The 21,309-nt window shown below is 69.8% G+C and carries 14 protein-coding genes and 1 pseudogene; 6 read left to right on the top strand and 9 right to left on the bottom strand.

The genetic code is table 11. The features are described from left to right. Positions 1-4: 4 nt before the first annotated feature. The gene (locus IOE58_RS11925; RefSeq protein ID WP_348981972.1) at positions 5-1,852 is read left to right on the top strand and encodes a BCCT family transporter; all 1,848 of its coding nucleotides are present in this window, start codon (positions 5-7) and stop codon (positions 1,850-1,852) included. Here IOE58_RS11925 and IOE58_RS11920 read toward each other — a convergent pair whose 3' ends face one another. After that, the gene (locus tag IOE58_RS11920) at positions 1,853-2,797 is read right to left on the bottom strand and encodes an NAD(P)-dependent oxidoreductase (protein WP_193866600.1); all 945 of its coding nucleotides are present in this window, start codon (positions 2,795-2,797) and stop codon (positions 1,853-1,855) included. A 64-nt stretch (positions 2,798-2,861) separates the two neighbouring features. On the opposite strand from IOE58_RS11920, the gene IOE58_RS11915 reads away from it, so the two are divergent. After that, the gene (locus tag IOE58_RS11915; protein WP_193866599.1) at positions 2,862-4,676 is read left to right on the top strand and encodes an alpha/beta hydrolase; all 1,815 of its coding nucleotides are present in this window, start codon (positions 2,862-2,864) and stop codon (positions 4,674-4,676) included. 2 nt (positions 4,677-4,678) lie between these two features. On the opposite strand, the gene IOE58_RS11910 is transcribed toward IOE58_RS11915, so the two are convergent. Further along, on the bottom strand, positions 4,679-5,572 hold the full coding sequence (locus tag IOE58_RS11910) for a sulfurtransferase (RefSeq protein WP_193866598.1): 894 nt from the start codon (positions 5,570-5,572) through the stop codon (positions 4,679-4,681). Positions 5,573-5,669: 97 nt separating this feature from the next. Continuing rightward, positions 5,670-6,925, bottom strand: a pseudogene (locus IOE58_RS11905) (endonuclease/exonuclease/phosphatase family protein). A gap of 108 nt (positions 6,926-7,033) precedes the next feature. Here IOE58_RS11905 and IOE58_RS11900 point away from each other — a divergent pair. Then, on the top strand, positions 7,034-7,957 hold the full coding sequence (locus IOE58_RS11900; RefSeq protein ID WP_193866597.1) for an NAD(P)-dependent oxidoreductase: 924 nt from the start codon (positions 7,034-7,036) through the stop codon (positions 7,955-7,957). Between the two features lie 36 nt (positions 7,958-7,993). Here the strand turns inward: IOE58_RS11900 and IOE58_RS11895 are convergent, their stop codons facing one another. From IOE58_RS11895 to IOE58_RS11880, 4 genes are all read right to left on the bottom strand, one after another. Continuing rightward, complete coding sequence (locus IOE58_RS11895) at positions 7,994-8,140, bottom strand: hypothetical protein (protein ID WP_193866596.1); 147 nt, start codon at positions 8,138-8,140, stop codon at positions 7,994-7,996. A 13-nt stretch (positions 8,141-8,153) separates the two neighbouring features. Further along, positions 8,154-8,483 (bottom strand): hypothetical protein, encoded by a 330-nt coding sequence (locus IOE58_RS11890; protein WP_193866595.1) that lies wholly within the window; start codon positions 8,481-8,483, stop codon positions 8,154-8,156. Between the two features lie 126 nt (positions 8,484-8,609). Then, entirely contained in the window at positions 8,610-10,358 is a 1,749-nt protein-coding gene (locus tag IOE58_RS11885; RefSeq protein ID WP_228019937.1) for a TFIIB-type zinc ribbon-containing protein, read from the bottom strand. Position 10,359: 1 nt separating this feature from the next. Next, complete coding sequence (locus IOE58_RS11880) at positions 10,360-11,562, bottom strand: SPFH domain-containing protein (protein ID WP_193866594.1); 1,203 nt, start codon at positions 11,560-11,562, stop codon at positions 10,360-10,362. Positions 11,563-12,419: 857 nt separating this feature from the next. Here IOE58_RS11880 and IOE58_RS11875 point away from each other — a divergent pair. Then, entirely contained in the window at positions 12,420-13,124 is a 705-nt protein-coding gene (locus IOE58_RS11875) for an ATP-binding cassette domain-containing protein (RefSeq protein ID WP_348981971.1), read from the top strand. Positions 13,125-13,213: 89 nt separating this feature from the next. Further along, positions 13,214-15,352 (top strand): hypothetical protein, encoded by a 2,139-nt coding sequence (locus IOE58_RS11870; RefSeq protein ID WP_193866592.1) that lies wholly within the window; start codon positions 13,214-13,216, stop codon positions 15,350-15,352. A 159-nt stretch (positions 15,353-15,511) separates the two neighbouring features. Here IOE58_RS11870 and IOE58_RS11865 read toward each other — a convergent pair whose 3' ends face one another. Further along, positions 15,512-17,314 carry an ABC transporter transmembrane domain-containing protein gene (locus tag IOE58_RS11865; RefSeq protein WP_193866591.1) on the bottom strand — a complete coding sequence of 601 codons (1,803 nt, stop codon included), beginning with the start codon at positions 17,312-17,314 and terminating at the stop codon, positions 15,512-15,514. Positions 17,315-17,495: 181 nt separating this feature from the next. Then, the gene (locus IOE58_RS11860) at positions 17,496-19,832 is read right to left on the bottom strand and encodes a heavy metal translocating P-type ATPase (protein WP_193866590.1); all 2,337 of its coding nucleotides are present in this window, start codon (positions 19,830-19,832) and stop codon (positions 17,496-17,498) included. Between the two features lie 391 nt (positions 19,833-20,223). On the opposite strand from IOE58_RS11860, the gene IOE58_RS11855 reads away from it, so the two are divergent. Continuing rightward, positions 20,224-21,309, top strand: a complete 1,086-nt coding sequence (locus tag IOE58_RS11855) for an extracellular solute-binding protein (RefSeq protein ID WP_193866589.1) — start codon at positions 20,224-20,226, stop codon at positions 21,307-21,309.

The following is a 21,309-nucleotide window of genomic DNA, read 5'->3' as shown; positions in this document are numbered from 1 at the left end:
CCCTGTGGACGGGTCCGAGAACCGCAACCCCCGCCCGTACTCCCTGGCCAAGGGAGTGTTCGGGGTGACCGCTGGCGTGGTGGCCATCGCGGTCACCTTCGCGCTGTTCCTGCCCACGGTGTTCGCCGAGGTCATCTCGACCCTGAACTCCACGGTGGTGAACTCCATCGGCTGGTACTACGTGCTGCTGGTGACCGGGTTCGTGGGCTTCGCGATCGTGGTCGCACTGAGCCGCCTGGGCACCATCAAGCTGGGCCGGGACGACGATGAGCCCGAGTACGGCCTGCTGTCCTGGTTCGCGATGCTCTTCGCCGCGGGCATGGGCATCGGCCTGGTGTTCTGGGGGGCAGCGGAGCCGCTGACCTTCTTCGCCTCCGACGGCGGGATCCCGCCGAACGCCGCTCATCTGGACGATCCGGCCCGGGCGCAGCGCGCCATGGGGCAGACCTTCCTGCACTGGGGGCTGCACGCCTGGGCGATCTACGTGGTCGCGGGCCTGGCGATCGCCTACTCGGTGCACCGCCGTCGCCGTCCCGTGTCGATCCGCTGGGCACTCGAGCCGATCCTCGGCAAGCGCACCGACACCTGGATCGGTGACTTGATCGACATCATCGCCCTGGTGGGCACCCTGTTCGGCATCGCCACCTCCCTGGGCTTCGGCGTCAACCAGATCGCCGCCGGCCTGGACCACCTGGGCCTGCTGCCGAACTCCACCACCGTTCAGGTGATCATCGTGCTGTCGGTGACCGCGCTGGCCACCATCTCCGCCGCTTCCGGGGTGGACAAGGGCATCAAGTTCCTCTCCAACCTCAACCTGGGGCTGGCGGCGCTGCTGCTGGTCGCCGTTCTGATCCTGGGCCCCACCCTGTTCCTGCTCCGCGACGTGGTGCAGAACATCGGCTACTACCTGCAGCACTTCCTCGAGCTCTCCTTCCAGACCCTGCCGTTCATGGGCGATGAGGGGGCCAGCTGGATCTCCGGCTGGACCACCTACTACTGGGGCTGGTGGATGTCCTGGTCGCCGTTCGTGGGCGTGTTCATCGCCCGCATCTCCCGCGGCCGCACCGTGCGCGAGTTCATCACCGGTGTGCTGCTGGTCCCCACCCTGGTGACCATGGTCTGGTTCACCGTGATGGGTGGCACCGCCCTGTACAAGAGCCTGTTCGAGAACATCGACTTCACCGGCGAGGACGGCACCATCGATGCCAACACCGCCCTGTTCGACACCCTCTCGACGCTCCCGCTGGGCATGCTGCTGTCCGGAATCGCCGTTGTGCTGGTGACCATCTTCTTCATCACCAGTGCGGACTCCGGCGCCTTCGTGATGGACATGATCGCCCACCGCGGCGACCCGAACCCGCCGCGCCTGACCCGCATCTTCTGGGCCTCGGCCTCCGGCATCATCGCCGCCGCGCTGATCTGGGCCGGCTCGGTCTCCGGTGCGGAGGGCGCAGGCATGACGGGCCTGCAGGCGATGGCTCTGCTGAGCGCCCTGCCGTTCTCCATTGTGATGATCGGCATGTGCGTCTCCACCTGGATCGCCCTGTCGCGCGAGGTGAAGATCATCCAGCGCCTGGAGCTGCGGATCCGTCAGCGAGAGTTCGTGGAGCGCTACTCCGACCAGCTCACCGGCACGGTCAGCGACCGCGTGAGCGCGCAGATCGCCGAGCAGGTCACCGCTCAGGTCGACGGGCGGGTGGCCGAGCAGGTGGAGCAGCAGGTCGCCACCCAGATCGATGCCCGCGTGGACGAGCAGGTCAGCGCGCGCCTGGACGAGCACGCCGCGGATCAGGCTGGGCAGCCCGGGCAGCAGGACGGGCACCGTCGCGGCCGGAACCCCTTCCGCCGCTGATCACCCGCGCTCGGCCAGTTGGATGATCTCCCCGTCGCCGTCGAGTGCGAGCAGGTTCTCGCGGATCCGCTCATCGGCACCGACGGGCCTGCCGCCGGCGGCGTGCGGGGTGATCAGCAGGCGGGGCGCGTCCCACAGGGGGTCCTCGGCCGGCAGGGGCTCGGGGTCGGTGACGTCCAGCGCGGCCGCCCCGAGGGTTCCCGCCTCGAGGGCCTCGGCAAGCGCCCCCTGGTCCACGGTGGTGCCGCGGCCCACGTTGATCAGCACGGCGTGGCCGGGCAGCGCGTCCAGCACCTCCCGGCACACCAGTCCGCGGGTGGCCTCCCCGCCGGGCAGGATGTTGATCAGCACGTCCACCTCGGGCAGGGCCGCGAGCACGTCGTCGTCGGCGAGCACCTCGAAGCCGGCACGCTCGCCGGCGCTGCGGGCCGCACCGCGCACGGTGGCCCCCAGGGCGCTGAGAACGGGGGCGAGGGTCTGGCCGATCTGCCCGAAGCCCCAGATCAGCACCCGAGCGCCGACCAGGCTGGTCATCCGGCCCTCGGGGTTCAGCGGCTGCATTCCCCCGAGCTCCTGGGACCATTCGTGGCGCTCCTGGGCCTGCTTCGACTCGGGCAGGCGCCTCAGGATCGACAGCAGCAGGCCCAGTGTGTGCTCGGAGACCGTCAGGGAGTGCAGGCCGGCGCCGGTGGCGATCTGCACGTCCTCGCCGAAGCCGGCCTCGAGGATGCCGTCCACCCCGGCGGCGAGGGACTGCACCAGGCGCAGGTCGTGGAGGTTCTCCGCTGCTGAGGCGAGGTGGCGGCGGGAGGCGCCCCAGACCACGAGCACCTGGGCATCGTGGTGCTCGGCGGGGATCTCGGCGCGGGCGTCGATCGTGACGGCCTCCCAGCCCTCGGGCAGGTCGGGGTCGAGCTCGGTGGTGTCGGGCAGCAGGATCTTCATGGATCCAGGCTACGGGGCAGCGCTGCAGGACGTCCGACCGGGCGCGTTCCGATAGCCTACCGCCATGGTTCTCGGCCTCGGTTCAGCCGCCACAGGGATCGACCGCGCCGGCAGGGGGATCGGGCATGCCGCCCGGGGGATCGCCTCCGCGCTGCGCGGGGCGACACGCGCCACCGGTCAGCAGGTGTGGCGCACCGCCGTGCGCGCACCCCTGGACACCGGTGGCTTCCTGGGCGCCTCCGCCGCTGCCTGGATCGCCACCTCCCCCAGTCTGCTGCCGCGCACCTGGTGGATGTGGACGGCCAACATCGGGCTCTCGCAGATCTACGGGTACACCACCGGCGCTCTCACCCGGCGACTGCTGGGGCGCGCCGGCCGGGCGGTGGGCCTGCAGGTGAGCATCTCCCCGGAGCATCGGCATCGGGCGCGCCTGCTGGGCGGGGCGGCGCTGACCGGCATCACCACCTACTCGTGGGTGCGTGGCGTGCTGCGGCAGCGGGAGATCAGCCACCTGGTGCAGCAGGAGCCCAAGAACCTCGCCACCCACCTGGTGGGCGCCGCCGGCGGGGTGGCCGCGTCGGCCGGTGCCCTGCTGGCGGCCCGCGCCGTGATCGCCACCGCGCGCGTGTACCGCGCGGTGCTGCGCCCCTACCTGCCGCCGCGGGTGCTGGAGGCCACGTCCCTGCTGCTGACCCTGGCCACCGTCGGTGTGCTGGCAGAGCGGTTCGTGCGGGGGCGGCTGCTGGAGCAGGCCATCGAGCGCGCCGAAGCCGCCAACCTTCTGATCTCCCCCGAGCTCACACCGCCTGCCTCACCGCTGCGCTCGGGCAGTGCCGCCTCGGGCGAGGACTGGACGGCCCTGGGTGCGCAGGGCCGCCGGATCGTGTCCTTCGGGGCCGACGCCCGTTTGATCTCCGCGACCACGGGCGAGCCGGCGGTGGAGCCGATCCGGGTGTACGCCGGCAAGTCCACCACCCGCACCATCGAGGAAGCGGTGGACGCGGTGCTGGCGGAGCTGGACCGCACCGGCGCCTGGGAACGGGAGGTGCTGGTGCTGTTCACCGGGACGGGCACCGGCTGGCTGCAGGAGTGGTCGCTCTCGGCGATCGAGTTCCTCACCGGTGGCAACTGCGCCACCGCGTCCCTGCAGTACTCGGTGTACACCAGCGCGCTCAGCTACATCCTGGACCGCCGCTCCCCGCAGCGGGCCGGGCACCTCCTGTTCGACGCGGTGCGCAGGCGGCTGGACCGGATGCCGGCGGCGGACAGGCCGCGACTGTTCGTGGCCGGGGAGTCACTGGGATCGTTCGGCGGCCATGCCGCCTTCCGCGATCTGCCGGACATGCTGGACAGGGTGGACGGGGCAGTGTGGACCGGCACGCCCGGCTTCACCCCGATCTGGCGCCAGCTGGTGGCCCGCAGCCGACCGGGCGCCCCCGCGATCGCCCCGATCCTGGACAACGGCCGTCACGTGCGGGTGGTGACCCGGCCCCGTGACCTGTACCAGGACTACTGGGGCGGGCTCTACGAGCCGTGGCAGAGCCCGCGCGTGGTGTACGCCCAGCATCCCTCCGACCCGGTGGCGTGGTGGGAGCCCTCGCTGCTGTGGGCGGAGCCCGCGTGGCTGCGGGAGCGGGTGGGGCACGACGTCACCGACGCCATGCGCTGGTTCCCCTGGATCACGTTCTGGCAGATCGCGGCCGACATGCCCCTGTCGATCAAGGTCACCGGCGGGCACGGACACGCCTACCACGAGGAGCTCGTGCCGATCTGGGCCGCCGTGCTGGGCAAGGACGGCACCGACGATGACGAGCACGAGCTGCATCGCCGGCACCGCCGCATCGTCGATGCGATCCGCGAGCTGGGCCCGCCGGACTGACCTCAGGGGTTGGGGCCGGTGGCGACCTCGCGGGTGTCGTCAGCGCTCCACTGCGACCACGAGCCGGGGAACAGCCGCACGCCCTCGTAGCCAGCGCGCTCCAGGGCCAGGATGTCGTGGGTGGCGGTCACCCCGGAGCCGCAGTACACGATGACCTCGCCGCCGGGCTCGACACCGGCGGCGGCGAAGCGCTCACGCAGCTGCTGCGGCGGCAGGAAGCGGCCGTGCTCGTCGGTGTTCTGGGAGAACGGCAGATTGATGGCCCCGGGCACGTGGCCGGCGCGGGGGTCCATCGGCTCCACCTCGCCTCGGTAGCGCTCTGGTGCGCGGGCGTCGATCACCAGGGCGCTCCCGGAGGCCACCTCGTCGATGGTGGCGATCGCCGTCTCCGGCCAGGGCCTGGCCGGGACGCTGCCGGGCTCGGGTCGCACGTCATCGGTGGCGAGCTCCCCGTCCCATGCGTCGAGACCGCCGTCCAGCAGGGCGGCGGGCTGGTCCAGGGAACGCAGCATCCACACCAGGCGGGAGGCCTGGGAGCCGTCGGCATCGTCGTAGGCCACCACGATCGTGGACTCGTCGACGCCGGCTGAGCGCAGGGCGCCGGCGAAGTCCTCCGGATCGGGCAACGGGTGGCGGCCCCGCCCCACCTGGGCAGGTGCGGCCAGGGCGGCGGGCAGGTCGATGTAGACCGCTTCGGGAAGGTGCCCGGCGAGGTAGGTGTGGTGCCCCTTGGAGCCGTCCAGCGCCCAGCGCACGTCCAGCAGCCGCACCGCGGATTCCTCACCGGTCTGGGCGGTGCCGCCCTGCAGGTCCCGCAGTTCGGCCACGTCGATCACCGGGGGCAGGCCCGCGGTGCGTGCGGGCTCAGGGGCGTCGGGCGATGTGTGCGCGCTCATGGGAGCAGACTACGTCGGCCGGTGGGGGCTCGCCCGGCGCGGTTCGTGGGGCCAGCAGACGTTCACGGCCCCCGGCGGTCGCAGATCTCGCTGCCGATCAAAGCCCGCGGCACTGGATGTCCACCCGGACCAGGCGGTGGTCCGAGGTGGGGAAGGGGTACTCGCCGGTGAGCTCGCTGCCGGGCTGTCCCGGGGCCGGCCAGTACACGGCCGAGCTCACCACCTGGAGGTCCTTGGAGGGCAGCACGTAGTCCACGCGGAGGTTGCCCGGGCTGGGCACGTCGGAGAAGTCCGCCGTGTCGTAGCGGGGATCGCCCTGATGGTCCTCGTTGCTGCCGCTCTGCTTCTGGGCGGCGTCGACGGCGCCCTGGCTGGCGGGCTTCGTGTCGCGAACCCGCGGGTGGTTGAGCAGCTGGTCGATGGCGCCGGGCCAGGAGTCGCCGTCCTTCGGATCGGAGTTGTAGTCACCGGCGATCACGAAGGACTCGCTGGGGTGCAGCCCGCCCCGGGTGCCGGCGTCGTCCACGATCCAGCGGGAGGCCTCCCGGGGCTGAGGTAATCCGCCCACAGGCGGATCTCGTCATGGTTGCGGCGGCCGTTGCGATCCTCGGGACCGTCGAAGCTGGGCGGGGTGGGGTGGGCGGCCAGCAGGTGGATGGTGGTGGAGCCCACCTGGACCGGCACATCCCAGTGGGACTTGGAGCTCAGGCGCAGCTGCGGGGCGATCTCGCTGCCGTAGAAGCTCTCCGGGATCAGGTTGCCGGGCATCGAGGCCCAGCGCAGATCCCGGAAGGTGCGCACCTGGTGCGTGAGGATCGGGTACCGGGAGAGCACCACCATGCCGTACTGGCCGGGGAACTCGCCGAAGCCCCAGGCGTCGTCCGGGCCGCCCACGGTGCCGTCACGGTTCAGGTCCAGCCCGCTGGGCACGCCGGTGTTCACCGGTGCGGTGTACGCGTACGGGTAGTGCACGGGGCTGCGGCCGTTCTGCCCCACTTCGAGGTAGTTGCGGCGGAACAGGTCGATCCCGCGGTGGTCAGCGTCGTGGTCGAACTCGTTGATCAGCAGGACGTCGGGGTTGTTGATCTGGATGACCTGGGCGATCGCCTTGATCTGCACGTCCTCCCCCGTGGCGAGGTCCTCCAGCAGCTCGCCCTCGGTGGCCCGGTTGAGGGAGGCGTTGTAGGTGGCGAAGCGGACGTTCATCGACCGGCCCCCGTTCCCACGAGCAGGGACGGACTGCGCGGCGCGCTCCGGAGCTGCGGGCTGGGCCTGGGCGGCAGCGGTGGGGATTGCGAGGCCGGCAGCAGCGGCGGCGGTGAGGGCACGACGACGGCTGATCCTGGGAGACATGGCCTCCATTGTGCACGGTGGGCCCCGACCCCGATAGGGCGGCCCACAATGCACAGGTCACGGCATGTTCCGGTGGCGAGGCATCTGTGCTGGTGAGAGACTCGCCCCATGAGGATCACGTTTCTGGGAACCGGACGCATGGGCACCGAGCTCGCCCTCCATCTGCTCGCTGAGCACGAGCTGAGGGTGTGGAACCGCACCGAGCGTCGCACGCAGCGCCTGGCCGAGGCCGGGGCACGTGTGGCCTCCTCCCCTGCCGAGGCCGTCCAGGGCGCGGAGGTGGTGGTCACCTCGCTGTTCGGCCCGGACGCGGTGCGCGAGACCGTCATCGGCCCCGGTCTGATCCCCGCGGGTGTCCCGTGGGTGGACACCACCACCGTCTCCCCCGCCGACGCCGAGGAGTTCGGCGCGGCCGTCCCCACCTATGTGGGCGTGCCCGTGATCGGCACCCTGGGCCCGGCCCGGGCCGGGAAGCTCGGTGTGTACGTCGGCACCCCGGACGATGCTCTGCGGGAGAAGGTGCTGGCGCTGGTCGCACCGTGGGCTGACCCGGAGCGTCTGCGCGGCGTGGACACTGCCGCGAAGGCCGCCACCGGGAAGCTGCTGGCGAACCTGGCGCTCGCGGTGAGCGCGCAGGGCCTGCGGGAGGCACTCGCGCTCGGCGCGGCCACGGGGACGCCGGCCGAGGACGTGCTGGACATGCTGGCCTCGACAGGCCTGGCGTTCATCGCGGGGATGAAGGGCCCGTTCGTGCGCGGTGAGCGCACCACCGAGGGCGGTGACTTCACGGCCGATGCGATCGCCAAGGATGCCCGGCTGATGATCGACACCGTCGCTGCCACTGCAGCGGAGCAGGGCGGCACGGCCGATGTCCCCGCGGGCACCGCGATCCCGGCCTCCCCTCGGCCCGGTTCGGACCTGCCCGCGGTCAGGGCCGCTCTCGCCTCCTTGGATGCGGAGATCGACGCCGGTCACGGTGACCGCGACTTCTCCACCATGCTGCTGCCCGAGGCGCGGCCGACGGGCGACTGACCACGCGGACCCGGACTGCGCGACCCGCACCACCGATCAAGCGGCTGTCGGGGGCAGGCCGCCGGGCCCTGTGTTCAGGAGGTCGGCGATCTCGCAGGCGGCGACCAGTCCTGCCAGTCCAGCGCCGACGACGATCGCGTCGAACTCGCGGCTGCCCGTCTCGCCCCCGGTGCCAGCGCCCATGGTCCTCGCTGTGTCATCGCACCGCGATGCGGCGCACTCGCTCCAGGTGGTTGTCCTGGTTGGCTCCGCTCATGGTGCGGCTGCTCTGGCGGTTGTTGCTTCCGCGCCTGCGGTCTCCGGTGCGCAGGTTCCCCACCGCCACCTCGGTCTCCTTCTCGAAGTGGTGGCGCTTGTCGGTGTTGCGGTAGTAGCGGTAGATCCCCCCGTACACGGCGGCGAACACGGCCGGTCCCGCGATGAAGGGGAACATCAACCCCGCCACCCCGCTGTCCCCGGAGTCGGCGAGGATCGTCACGGCAGCGGGGTCCACGGCGGTGGCGGCGTCGGCGAGCAGCGGCAGCATCGCGATGTCCTTCCCTGATAGGTGGGGTGGGCGGGTGGAGCAGAACCTGGTGGGCGGGTGGAGCAGAACCTGGTGGGCGGGTGGAGCGAAACCTGGTGGGCGGGCGGAGCGTGGGACGGGCGGGGTTCAGCCGAGGAAGAACCATCCCCAGCCGATGGCGGCAGCGATGGCCGTGGCCATGCTGCCGAGCGCGCAGGACAGCGCGAAGATCTTCGGGTGGGACACGGGCACCGAGCCCATGGTGTTGCCGTTGCGGCCGTTGACGGCGATGTAGTGCACGAGCGAGCCCTCGCCCTTCGCGGAGTCCGCGTAGCTGTACAGCCACACCGGCACGTACACGGCCACCCAGCGGGTGCCGTGCACGGCCACGCCCTCGTGCTCCCATCGCACGCCACGGTCGTACCGGGAGATGGTGGGGCGGGCCTTGGCGCGGGCGATGGACAGGAACTTCTCCTCGACGCTGTCGTCGACGTCGCGGATGTTCAGGTCGCGCCGCTCCGAGGTGAAGCCCCGCAGGTAGTTGGAGTTGTAGGCGACGGCGGCGGCGGTGTCGTACGGCTGGACGGCGTTGAGGATGTTGTTGGTGGAGCGGGTGTTGTCGCGCGCGTCGTACCGGCGGGAGGATTCCACGGTGAGGTCGTCCACCAGCAGGTCGAAGGCGCGGCGCACGTCGTACACGTCGGCGTCGTAGTAGGTCTCCGAGACGTAGTTGTCCCCCACCTTGCGGCGCACGGTGTACTGGCGGGTGGTCACCTCGCCCGTGCCCCGCATCACGGCGTGCAAGTTGCCGTCGACCACCATGTACGGGATGTACACGCCCATCACGTTGTCGGGCACGAACTCGCTCTTGAAGCGGGCGTGGGCGAAGGCGCGGCGGGACCCGACGAACTCGTTGATCCGGTCGATGGCCTGCTCTCGGGTGAGCTGGAAGGGCAGGACTGCGTCGGGCACGGCACCGTTGGGGATCTGCGTGTTGATGGAGAGGGTCTGGCGGCACCAGTGGCAGCGCTTCTGCAGCTGCTCGTCGACCCTGATGACGACCTCGGCACCGCAGCCCTGGCACTTCAGGGTGACGGTGGTGAGGTCCTCGCGGATGTCGCCGGTGCCGGAGGCCATGGTGTGGCCGCGCAGCTCCTCGATGGCGCTGTCCAGGCCGAAGGCCTGCTCGGCCACGTCCTCGTTCCACTGGTTGCGGCAGTACCCGCATACCAGGGCCTTCGCGGTGATCGAGTAGTGGATGTCGGTGCTGCCGCAGCGGGGGCACTTGTCCAGGCCGTCGGTCTTGCCGGAGCTGGTGTCGACGATGCGGTTGCCGGCGTTCCTCAGCGCCTTCTGCGCGGCCTCGCCGAGGGACTGCTCGGGCAGCATGGTCGCTGCCCGGCCCTCGGGAGCGCCGCCCTGGCCCGAGGGACCTCCCTGGCCCGGGGCCCCGTGCGGGGCCCCTCCGGCCTGGGGGCCCACGGGACGCTGCTGTCCGTGCGCCGGACCGGCCGGGCGCCGCTGACCGTACGGGGTCCCGCTGCGCTCGGCGTGGGCGCCGCCGCTGCGGTACTGGTCACCGGCCCATTGGGGCACCTCCCGCTGGCCCGTGCTCTGGGCGCCCGAGGGGATCGGATCCGCCCGACGGGCCTCCTGGGATCCCGGTGCCGCCTGGGGTCGACGGCCGGGCGGGGGCGGCAGCATCCCGCCGCCGGGCGCGGCTGGGTAACTGGGCTGCCCGAAGGCGTTCGGCTGCCCGGGCGCACCGGCCTGCGAGGGCGGCCCGGCAGGGGCACCGCTCCCGTCGTGCCCCCCGGGAGCAGGGTTCTGCTGGGTCCCCGGCTGGGCGGGCCACTGGGGGCGCGCCCAGCCCGGTTGCTGGGGAGGGACCGACATGTCAGAGCCCGAGGGCGTTCTTCTTCGCCGCCTCGTAGTCCTCCTCGGTGATCAGGCCGTCCTCCAGCATCTTCTTGTACTGGGCGAGCTTGGCCACCGGGTCGTCCTGCTGGGGCGCCTGCTGGCCGCCCTGCTGGGGCTGGCCCTGCTGGGGCTGCTGGCCGGGCTGGTTCTGCCAGGGCTGGACCGGCTGCACCAGACCACCGGCTGCTCCGGCACCTGCCCCGAACATCGCCAGGCCCGCACCGCCGCCGGTCTCCCCGGCGGACTGCACACCGCGAGCCACGGCCTGGTTGATGAAGGACTGCGAGCGGTTGCCGGAGAGGGCATCGGCCTTCTGGACGTCCGCCAGCAGCTCACGGGTGCGCTGGTCGTACTCGATCGAGGCGATCGCGACCTTGACGATGGTGAGACCGCGGTCGGTGGACCAGCGGTACCCCTCCTCCACCGCGGCGGCCAGGGACTGGGCGAAGCCCACCGAGTCGCCCTGGATGCGGGTGATGCGGTTGCCCTTGTCCGGGTCGTTGGTGTAGCGGGAGAAGGCGGCCGCGAGCGAGCCGACCACCTCCTGGAACAGCTGATTGCCGGCGGAGTTGTCCGGGTCGGAGAAGTCGAACACCGGTGCACCCTCGGAGATGAAGGTGGCGGGCACGAAGTTGTGCACGAACAGCAGCGGGTCGATGATCCGCATGGTGTAGGAGCCGCGCGCCACGGCGCCGACCTGGGTGTTGAGGTAGGCGTCGTCCCAGTAGATCTCCGACTGGGTGCCGAAGCGGTTGTCCGGGATCTCCTTGAGGTTCACGAAGAACGCGAGCTGCTGCGAGGTGGGGCGGCCACCGAACTTGAAGCGCTCCCACGACATGCCCACGGTCGAGGCCAGCGGATCATCGCCGGCGAACACGGAGCGGGAATCAGGCGAGTCGCTGTTGAACTCGTAGCCGCCGGCCTCGGTGATCATGCCGGTGGCGCGACCGTCCAGCACCGTGATCAGGCCGTACCCCTGGGGCACCAGGATCCGCGAGCCGTTGGAGATGACGTTCTGCGAGCCGCGCACGTTCGAGCCGCGACCGGCGTTGGTGCCGCGCGGCACCGCCGGGAACAGCGCTGCCGTCTGCGGCAGGCCGTCCGGAATGGTGAGGAAGTCCTTCCACTGATCGGCGAACATACCGCCGATGGCGCCCTTGAATGCCTGGATGAATCCCATGTGAGCTCCTTCGTTGCCCCCGAGTATCTGTGACGTGTGCCATCGTAGCCTGGGGCGCTGACACCCGTCGCGTGGATCACTGCGGATGCTCGCGCCTTCGACAATCGGTTCCCAGGGCGCCGTTCCGACGCTCACCTCCGCGCCGCGGAGACCAGGCAGGCTGATGCCGAGAAGGCGAGGCGGTCACCGCAGGCGTCGTGGCTCCAACTCCGGTGCGCCTGCTGCTCGATATATCGACGGGCCGCGGGCGTTCGCGCACGATAGATCCGACATGGGCCGAGTGCAGGCTCTATGCGCACCTCAGGCGGTGCACCGCGGTTCTGGAGCAACCAGGATGTCGTCAGCTGACCTTGCGGAGGCTGAGGGGGGGGCGGTAGCGTCCACCTTGGTAGATCAGAGCCGATCTACTTCACTCAAGGGGGAAGGTGTTTGCTCATGTCAAAGACGACCGCACATCTCAGACGCGCACTGGTGACGGCGTTCGCAGCAGGGTGATTGCCACGGGAGCAGGCGCAGCCCAGGCGTATTCACAGAGTTAAGATGGAGGTGGTTCTGTCATGAACGTCAACAGCGCCAGAACCACTGTTTCCGTTCGCGACGGAAAGGCGGACGGGGTCCGTGCCTACGGGAACTATTGGCGAAACAACTCCTCCTCCCGGTACCAGCTGATCACCAGGGCCCACGGTGAGACTGCGAGCGCTACCCTCAGCGGCAGCACGAGGGTCTCCTCGTTCCAGACCTGTGTTGATCGCCCGGTCAGGCCCGATGGCTGCGGCACCCGCCAGTACATCTGATAATTCCTCGCCGCTCACCAGCGGCACCGGTCACGCCCGTTGATCGGCGCCGCTGGTTGCTGAATGCATGACCACCCTGCTCGAGAGGCCACTGATGTGATGCACTGCAGCGATGTTGCAATCCGTCATGGACGGCGCACTGTCGTCTCCGGAATCGACCTGAGCCTCGAGGACGGCATGTCCGCTGCGATCACCGGCAGGTCGGGATCGGGGAAGTCCTCACTCCTCAGCGCGATCCTGGGCATGGTCCCGATCGCATCAGGGACCATCGAGGTCGATGGGAAGGGCGTCCACTCCCTGCGCGGCGCTCATCGGCGTGAGTACCTCCGTCACACCGTGTCGGTCGTATTCCAGCACGGGGAACTGCTCGAGGAGCTTGAGCCCGTTGAGAACGTGGCCATCGCCGCGATCTTGGCGGGCTCACCTCGGCGAGCGGCGTTCCAGGAAGCGGAGGAACTCCTGGAGGACTTGGGGGTACCAGCCCGGGGGGTGAGCACGCAGGTGCTCTCCGGTGGGGAGCACCAGCGAGTGGCGGTAGCCCGAGCACTGATCACGCGCCCTTCCCTCGTCCTCGCCGACGAGCCCACAGGGTCACTCGATGCCGAGTTCCGCGAGATGGTCGGAGATCTCGTGCTGTCCATTCCCAAGCGATGGGGCAGCAGCGTCCTGATCGTGACTCACGACGATGCGCTGGCACGACGGGCGGACGCCGCCTTCTCCCTCGTCCCCGACCACAACGGGGTGGCCCACCTCGAACCTGCGCCGTGACGCGCCAAGCGGGTTCGGCGCGCTACTCGTGGGTCCGTCTCGGGAAGGACGTGGATCGCGGCACTCCGGAACGACGCACGGGAACCCTTGTGATCACAGTCGCCACAGCGCTTCTGACATTGGCCATCGCCGCGATGGGCATCCTGATCGGAAGCTACCAGGAGCGTTTGGAACGGGATTACGCGCGGGTTCCTACTGCCTACACCGGGGTCGGCGGGATGACCGTCGAGGGGCCGAGGTGGCGCATCATTGCCGATACGGCAGACGGTCGCTGGGTGCATGTCTTCGTTGTCGTCCCGGAAGCCGACACTCCTCTCCCCCCTGGTTTGGAGGCCTGGCCTGACCCCGGGCAGGTCGTCCTCGCGCCCGCTCTCCGTGGGACCCAGGCGGGACGGGAGGTCCTCGAGCGCTACGGCACGGAAAGCAGGCAGACGATCCAGTTGGAGGGCCTCGTCTCTCCACAGGAACGGATCGCCTATGTCCGTCCGGCCGATGACATCCTCGACCGGGTCGAAGGCATTCCCTTGACCGGCTACGGCGTCCCTTATCCGGCCCGCGCGAACCAAGAAGGGTTCTTCGGTGGTGCCGCATACCAGAGAAGCCTTGCCCAGGCGCTGTCAGGAGCAGGCATCGCCGCCGTCCTCCCAGCGATGACACTCATGCTGGTCGCTTCCCGCACCGGGTCCGCACGCCGCGATCGCCGGCTTCAGGTTCTCCGTGCCCAGGGCGCCGGTCCCCGTGAGCATCTAGCGTTCCTCTGGGGCGCCACGGGCCACGGTCTCGTCATCGGCGGACTCGGTGCGCTAGCGATCCTTGCCCTGATGATGCTGATCGACGTGCCCGTGCCCGCGTCCGAAGCAGTCATCCTGGCCCGCGACCTTCGGGCCCAGGCACCTCTGGCTCTCGGTGCCGCTGGGGCAGGGTGGCTCATCGCGGTGTGCCTCCTTATCGTGATGAACCGTCCCCGGCGCCTACGAGGGACCAGACCGCTTCCAGGGCGGGTCCGGGAACGCTGGTGGAGTCTTGCTCCTCTCCCCTTGGCCTGCCTCACGATGACGCAGGCACTCATCGCCACGCTCAGCTGGGAGGACTCAACTCCGAGACTGCTGATCGGCTATGCCGGCCTGGGCCTGGTCGCTCTCACTCTTCCCTCGTTCATCGGCAGCGCCACCGCTCTTGCCGCCCGTGCTCTGACGCGGCTCGGGCGGGGTGCCGGCAGCCCCGCGATGATCGTCGCCGGCCGCCAATTGCTCAACGACCCGCGGTCCGTTCGCCGTCTCGGTGCCGGAATGGCCATCATGGTCGTCCTCATCGCCCACGCCATGGTCCTGTCCACTCTGACGAACTCCTTCACTCGCAATGCCCAAGCCACCCAGGCTGCCTTCGGTTCGTCCCTCCTCGAGGTGACCGGGCGAGTCGACACCCCCGACCAACGCGAACTGCTCGCCGAAACCCTCGGGGAGCGCGCGGGAGTGGTTGCCGTGTCGATGCCCGGGGACGTCCACGACCCCACCTCCACCACCGCCATCACTGGTTCATGCGCAACCCTGACCTCTCTTCGACTGCCTTGCACCAACGGCAGCCTGTCTCGCACGGAGATCGACCCAGATCCGCGTTTGGACTACCTGGCACCCGCGGACTGGTCAACCACCATCACGGTGACGGTCGCCGATCCCCTGGTTGTCCCGCCGAGCGCTGAGTCCGTCTCCACCAGCATCATCAGCTACGACGGGAGTGATCTGCCCATCGAAGCTCTACGGTCAGACCTTGCTCACGCCATGCTTCCCCCACCTGCAATCTTCCCCGTCGGCGACTCGTGGATCACCGGCCTTCAGGAGAACCGGGACCAGGCCAGATGGAATGCTGCCGGTGCCGGCGTATTGACCGTGCTCTTCGGCCTCGCCATCACCGCGGCGGTTCAGGGGGACGTCATCCCCCATGCCCGCCGGACGGGAGTCATGTCGATGTGGGGAGCTGGCCGTCAGTTCGTCCTGGGGGTTTCGATCATCCGCGTGTTCGTTCCCCTCCTCGTCGCCGTTGCTGCGGGAGGGGCTGTCGCGTACGTGACGACCTTCCCGTATCTCCTTCCACCCCTTGACGGCCAATTGCCCCGCAACTACGCCCTCACCACGACTGTCCTACCCCTGCTTGCCGCCGCCATGATCACGGCCATCAGCGCGCTCATTCAGGGTTCTTCCCTTCGCCGCTGGCGACCCGGACAGTCGTAGCATCGATACCGTGCCTTCAGTGGTAATCGGCACTGGATCCCTGGCTTCGGCGTCAGATCGATTGCCTACGTGGGTCCTTCCCGCACGGGGCTAGGTCCCCCGGCCAAGGACCCCGCTTGCAGCGGAAGCTCCCTCGGGGTTTCGGGTGGCACAGGCCCATCAACCGGTGATGTCGAACCTGGCCAGCTGCTTGGTGTTGCCGGCGCTCTGCAGCTGCAGCAGCTGGGCGTAGATGCCACCGGACTGCGCCAGCTCGGCCGGGGAGCCGATCTCGTCGATGCGCCCGTCGTCCAGGGTGATGATGCGGTCCACGCCCGCGATGGTGGACAGGCGGTGGGCGATGATCAAAGAGCTGCGGCCCCGCATCAGCTCGTCCAGCCCCGCCTGCACCTGCCGTTCGGCCTTGGTGTCCAGGGCGCTGGTGGCCTCGTCGAGCACCAGGATCGGGGCGTCCTTGAGGATCGCCCGGGCCACCGCGATGCGCTGGCGCTGACCGCCCGAGAGGCGCAGTCCGCGCTCGCCGATGATCTGGTCGTAGCCGTCTGCGAAGCGCTCGATGAAGGTGTCGGCGTTGGCGCGGCGGGCGGCGTCGCGGATCTCCTCGTCGGTGGCGCCGGGGCGGCCATAGGCGATGTTCTCGCGGATGGTGCCGGAGAAAAGGGAGGCGTCCTGGAGCACCACGCCGATGCGGGAGCGCAGCACGTCCAGGGGCAGCTCGGCCACGTCATGGCCGGCCACCTCGACGGTGCCCTCGCGCGGCTCGTACAGGCCCAGCAGCAGGTTGACGATGGTGGACTTGCCGCCGCCGGACTCCCCTACCAGGGCCACCTTCTCGCCGCGGGAGACTGCGAAGTCGATGGCGTGCAGCACGTCCTGGCCGTCCTCGTACGCGAAGTGCACGTCGCGGAAGGAGATCGCGGGCGCCCCCGCCACGGGCTCGATCGCATGCTCGGCAGGATCCTCACCCGTGGCCAGCAGGCGCGGGTCGACCTCGGTCTCCATCACCCGGAAGTAGTCCTTGGAGCCGGCGATCGCGTGCTGGGCGGTGTCGATCACGAAGCTCATGTTCTGCACCGGCTGGCGGGCCATGGTCATCAGCTGGATCAGCAGCACCATGGTGCCGATGGAGAACTCGCCGGCGGCGGTCTGCCAGAAGATGATCGCGTAGATCCCGAAGAACACGATGTTCAGCACCGCACGGCGGGCCATGTCCATGCCGTGCCAGTGACGGGACTGCTCACGGGTGATGCGGTCGGTTGACCAGAAGCGACGGGTGAAGTCGTCCAGCTCGGCCCTCTCCGCCACGAAGGACTTCACCACGCGGATCTGGCCGATCACCTCGGCGAAGCGACCCGAGGCGATGTCCACCTGCTCGTTCTTCTCGCCCTCCAGGCGCTGCCACTTCACCGACGTCAGCGCGGTCAGCCACACGTACACCGGGAACACGATCAGCAGCAGGGCGGCCAGCGGCCACGCGTACCAGGCGCTGATGGCGAGCACCGCGGCGGTGGTGATCAGCATGGTGGCGAAGGAGTTGGAGAACATCTTCGCGAAGCCCGTGATCTCGGTGATCGGGCGGTTCAGGCGGGCCACCACGGTGCCGGTGATCTCGTTGTCGAACCACCGCTGGGGCAGGTGAAGCAGCTTGTCGTAGTAGCGCACCGAGAGCATGGTGCGCATCCGGTTGCTCATCACGTCGCCGTACCAGCCGCCGATGTTGGAGATGACGGTGGAGGCCAGCTCCGCCAGCAGCAGCGCACCGGCCATCAGCAGGGCGGTGCGCAGCGCCTGCTCGGTGGTGGTCTGCCCACCGATCCCCGCGGCAATCGCATCGGTGGCGTTGCCGATCAGGAACGGCACCGCGAGCCCCGCCACCGCCGTCAGCACGGAGCACAGAATGATGGCGAGGTACAGCGGGGTCAGTTCACGGGTGAAGCGGGCGATGCGCAGGAGGGCGGACACCCCACCAGGGTATGCCCGGGCATCGTCCCTGGATCGGGCCGCGGGGCCCCGTGTGACCCGTGCGGCACTGCCCGCCGGCCGATGCCCCGCACCCCCGGGGGCCGGGCTGCCGACGGGATGCACGGGGCGGGGCGCGCCGGCTCCGCAGGCTCGAGCAGCGGCCCGGCGGGCCGCCCGCGCGTCAGCCCTCGCTCGCCACGCTGCCGAAGCCGCGCAGGCGCAGGCTGTTGGAGACCACGAACACGCTGGAGAACGCCATCGCGGCACCGGCCAGCATGGGGTTCAGCAGGCCCAAGGCGGCCACCGGGATGGCGGCCGTGTTGTAGGCGAAGGCCCAGAACAGGTTGCCCTTGATGGTGCGCAGGGTGCGGCGTGAGAGGCGGATTGCATCCACGGCGGCCATCAGGTCACCGCGCACCAGGGTGATGTCCGCGGCCTCGATGGCCACATCGGTGCCGGTGCCCATGGCCAGCCCCAGGTCGGCCTGCGCGAGGGCCGGGGCGTCGTTCACACCGTCGCCCACCATCGCGACGACCTTGCCGTCGCCCTGCAGGCCCTCGATCACGCCCACCTTGTCCTCGGGCATCACCTCGGCAATCACCTCGTCGATGCCCACCTCGGCGGCGACGCGGCGGGCCACGGTCTCGTGGTCTCCCGTGAGCAGCACCGGGGTGAGGCCCAGCTCGCGAAGCTGGGCGACGGCCTGGGCGCTGGTGGGCTTGACCTCGTCGGCCACGGTGAGCAGGCCGCGCACCTGGCCGTCCCAGGCCACCAGCACGGCGGTGCGACCATCGCCGCGGGCCTGCTCGAGGGCGGCGGCGAGATCGGCCGGGAGCTCGTCGGCCCCCGGGATGTTGCGACCCACCTGCACTGGCACGCCATCAACGGTGCCGCGCACGCCGGAGCCCGCGAGGTTCTGGAAGTCGGTGACCTCCGGAAGACGGCCCAGTTCCCCGGCGGCACCGGCGGCGATGGCGCGGGCGATGGGGTGCTCGCTGGCGGCCTCCACTGCGCCGGCGTGACGCAACAGGGCGGTGCGGTCGGTGCCGGCGGCGGGGACGACGTCCTGCAGGGTCATGGTGCCGGTGGTGACGGTGCCGGTCTTGTCCAGCACGATGGTGTCCACGCGGCGGGTGCTCTCCAGCACCTCGGGGCCCTTGATCAGCACGCCCATCTGGGCGCCGCGGCCGGTACCGACCAGCAGGGCGGTGGGGGTCGCCAGGCCCAGGGCGCAGGGGCAGGCGATGATCAGCACGGCCACGGCGGCGGTGCCGGCCATCACGGCGCTGCCGCCGAAGACCAGCCAGCCTATGAAGGTCGCGATGGCGATCACGAACACGATCGGCACGAAGATGCCGGAGACGCGGTCGGCCAGGCGCTGGATCTCGGCCTTGCCGGACTGGGCGTCCTCGACCAGCTTGGCCATGCGCGCCAGCTGGGTGTCCGAGCCCACGCGGGTGGCGCGCACCACCAGACGCCCGCCCTCGTTGACGGTGGCGCCGGTGACCTCGTGGCCCTCCCCCACCTCGACGGGCACGGACTCGCCGGTGAGCATGGACATGTCCACGGCGCTGGAACCGGTCACCACTATGCCGTCGGTGGCGATCTTCTCGCCCGGGCGCACCACGAACTCATCCCCCACGGCGAGCTGCTCCACGGGGATCAGCTGCTCGGCGCCGTCGCGCAGCACCGCAACCTCCTTGGCGCCCATCTCCATCAGGGCGCGCAGGGCAGCGCCGGCCTGGCGCTTGGAGCGCTTCTCGAAGTAGCGGCCCAGCAGCACGAAGGTGATCACCCCGGCGGCGACCTCGAGGTAGATGTTGCTCATCCCGTCGGTGCGCTCGAGGGCGAAGCTGAAGTGGTGGGTGGTGCCGCGATCACCGGCGGTGCCCACGAACAGCGCCAGGATCGACCACAGGAACGCGGCGGTGGTGCCCACCGAGACCAGGGTGTCCATGGTGGCCGCGCCGTGGCGGGCATTGATCCAGGCGGCGCGGTGGAACGGCCAGCCGGCCCACACCACCACGGGAGCGGCGAGCGTGAGGGAGGCGAAGCCCCAGTAGTCGAACTGGAGCGCCGGGATCATCGCCAGCGCGATCACGGGGACCGAGAGGATCGCGGCACCGATCACGCGGTGGCGCAGGCTGCGCAGCTCCGGGTCCTCGGCATCGTGCCCGGTCGCGCCGCCGGTCGCGTCGCTGCGGCCGGCGGTGGCGTTGGCGGGATCGGCCGACGGGTCCGCACCATGACCGGCGGTCGTGCGGGGAGGCGGCGCGGGCAGGGTCGCGGTGTACCCGGTCTTCTCGACCACGGCGATGAGGTCCTCGGCGCTGATGCCCTCGGGCACGCGCACGTTGGCCTTCTCGGTGGCGTAGTTGACGGAGGCCTCGACGCCCTCGAGCTTGTTGAGCTTCTTCTCGATGCGGGCCGCGCAGCTGGCACAGGTCATCCCTCCGACCTCGAGGTCGATCACCTCGAGTGCGGAGAGGGGTTCGGTCGTGTCCGATGTGGTCGCCACGTGTGCCTCCTGGAAGTGCGGCGGTCCTGCGTCGCCTACACCACGAGGATATACCCCCTAGGGGTATCTGTCAGGTGGGGGTGAGAGGAATGACAGGACCCCGGAGTGCAGAACTGCTCACCTTCGTCGGCGCACCACAGATCACTCCCCGCGGGTTCCGCGGCCCGGATTCGCCACCTGTTCACCGAACTTCCGAGCCCCGTACACCGCGGTGCAACGTAGCGCCTGCACACTCCTTATGAAAGCGCGATCATCCAGTGCCGCATCTGCGGCAGCCCGACTACGGATCCCGTCTTGACCAGCCTCTTTGCTGTCCACTCCCCTTCCATCCAGCTTCTCACGTCAATCAACTATGAAAGCGTGCTGCACGCTCCGTCCTGAGGAGGACTCCATGCATCGTCGTTCCTTCATTCGCCACTCCCTCATCGCCACCGGGATCCTGGGAAGCACCTCTGCACTCGCCGCGTGCGGCGGATCCTCCGGCTCCGGTTCCGGCGGTTCCGACGGCGGCTCTTCCGGCTCCGGATCCCTCGTCGTCTACTCGAACTCGGTCTCCGACGGTCGCGGCGAATGGCTCGCCGAGCAGGCTGCGGCCGAGGGCTTCGAGCTGCAGTTCGTGGACCTGGGTGGCGGCGACATCCAGAACCGGCTGATCGCCGAGGCCGCCAATCCGATTGCCGACGTGGTCTTCGGTCTGAACAACGTCTACTTCGAGAACATCAAGGCCGCTGACGTCCTCGAGCCGTACACCCCCGCCTGGTCCGGCTCTGTCGACGCCGAGATGGGCGACGGGGAGACCTTCTGGCCCATCGTCCGTGAGCCGATCATGCTGGTCTACAACACTGCCGCCTACTCGACCCCGGAGCAGGCCCCGGCCGACTGGCCCGAACTGTGGGAGGACTCGACCTTCCACGGTCGCTACGAGACCCCGCGCAGCCTGGGCGGCGCGACCACGCAGATGGTGCTGTCGGGGATCCTCTCGCGCCACCTGGATGCCTCCGGGGACCTCGGTGTCTCCGATGAGGGCTGGGCTGCGGTGGAGCAGTACTTCGCCAACGGCAGCCCTGCGGTCGAGGGCACCGACCTGTACGCGCGGATGGCCGCCGGCGAGGTCGACATGGGCCAGATGTGGCTGGCAGGCAAGGCCTCGCGTGAGGAGGAGCACGGCATCAGCACCGAGGCCGTGAAGCCCGAGAACGGGGTGCCGATGGCCACCCAGCATGTCGCGCTGGTCAAGGACTCCAAGCGGGCCGAGGCCGCCCAGGAGTTCATCGACTGGTTCGGCGGCGCCGAGCTGCAGGCGGCATGGTCCAACGAGTTCTTCACCGCTCCCACCAACCAGGATGCGCTGGCCCAGGCCGATCAGGACGCGGTGGACCAGACCGATGCGTTCACCGCTCAGGAGATCGACTGGCCGACCGTCGCCGAGAACCTTCCCGACTGGGTCGAGAAGATCGAGCTGGAATACCTGGGCTGA

The sequence above is a fragment of the Brachybacterium epidermidis genome, from assembly GCF_015209585.1.
Classification (GTDB): Bacteria; Actinomycetota; Actinomycetes; order Actinomycetales; family Dermabacteraceae; genus Brachybacterium; species Brachybacterium epidermidis.
Note: the sequence above shows the minus strand (reverse complement) of the source record. Positions and strands in the feature narration are given on the sequence as shown.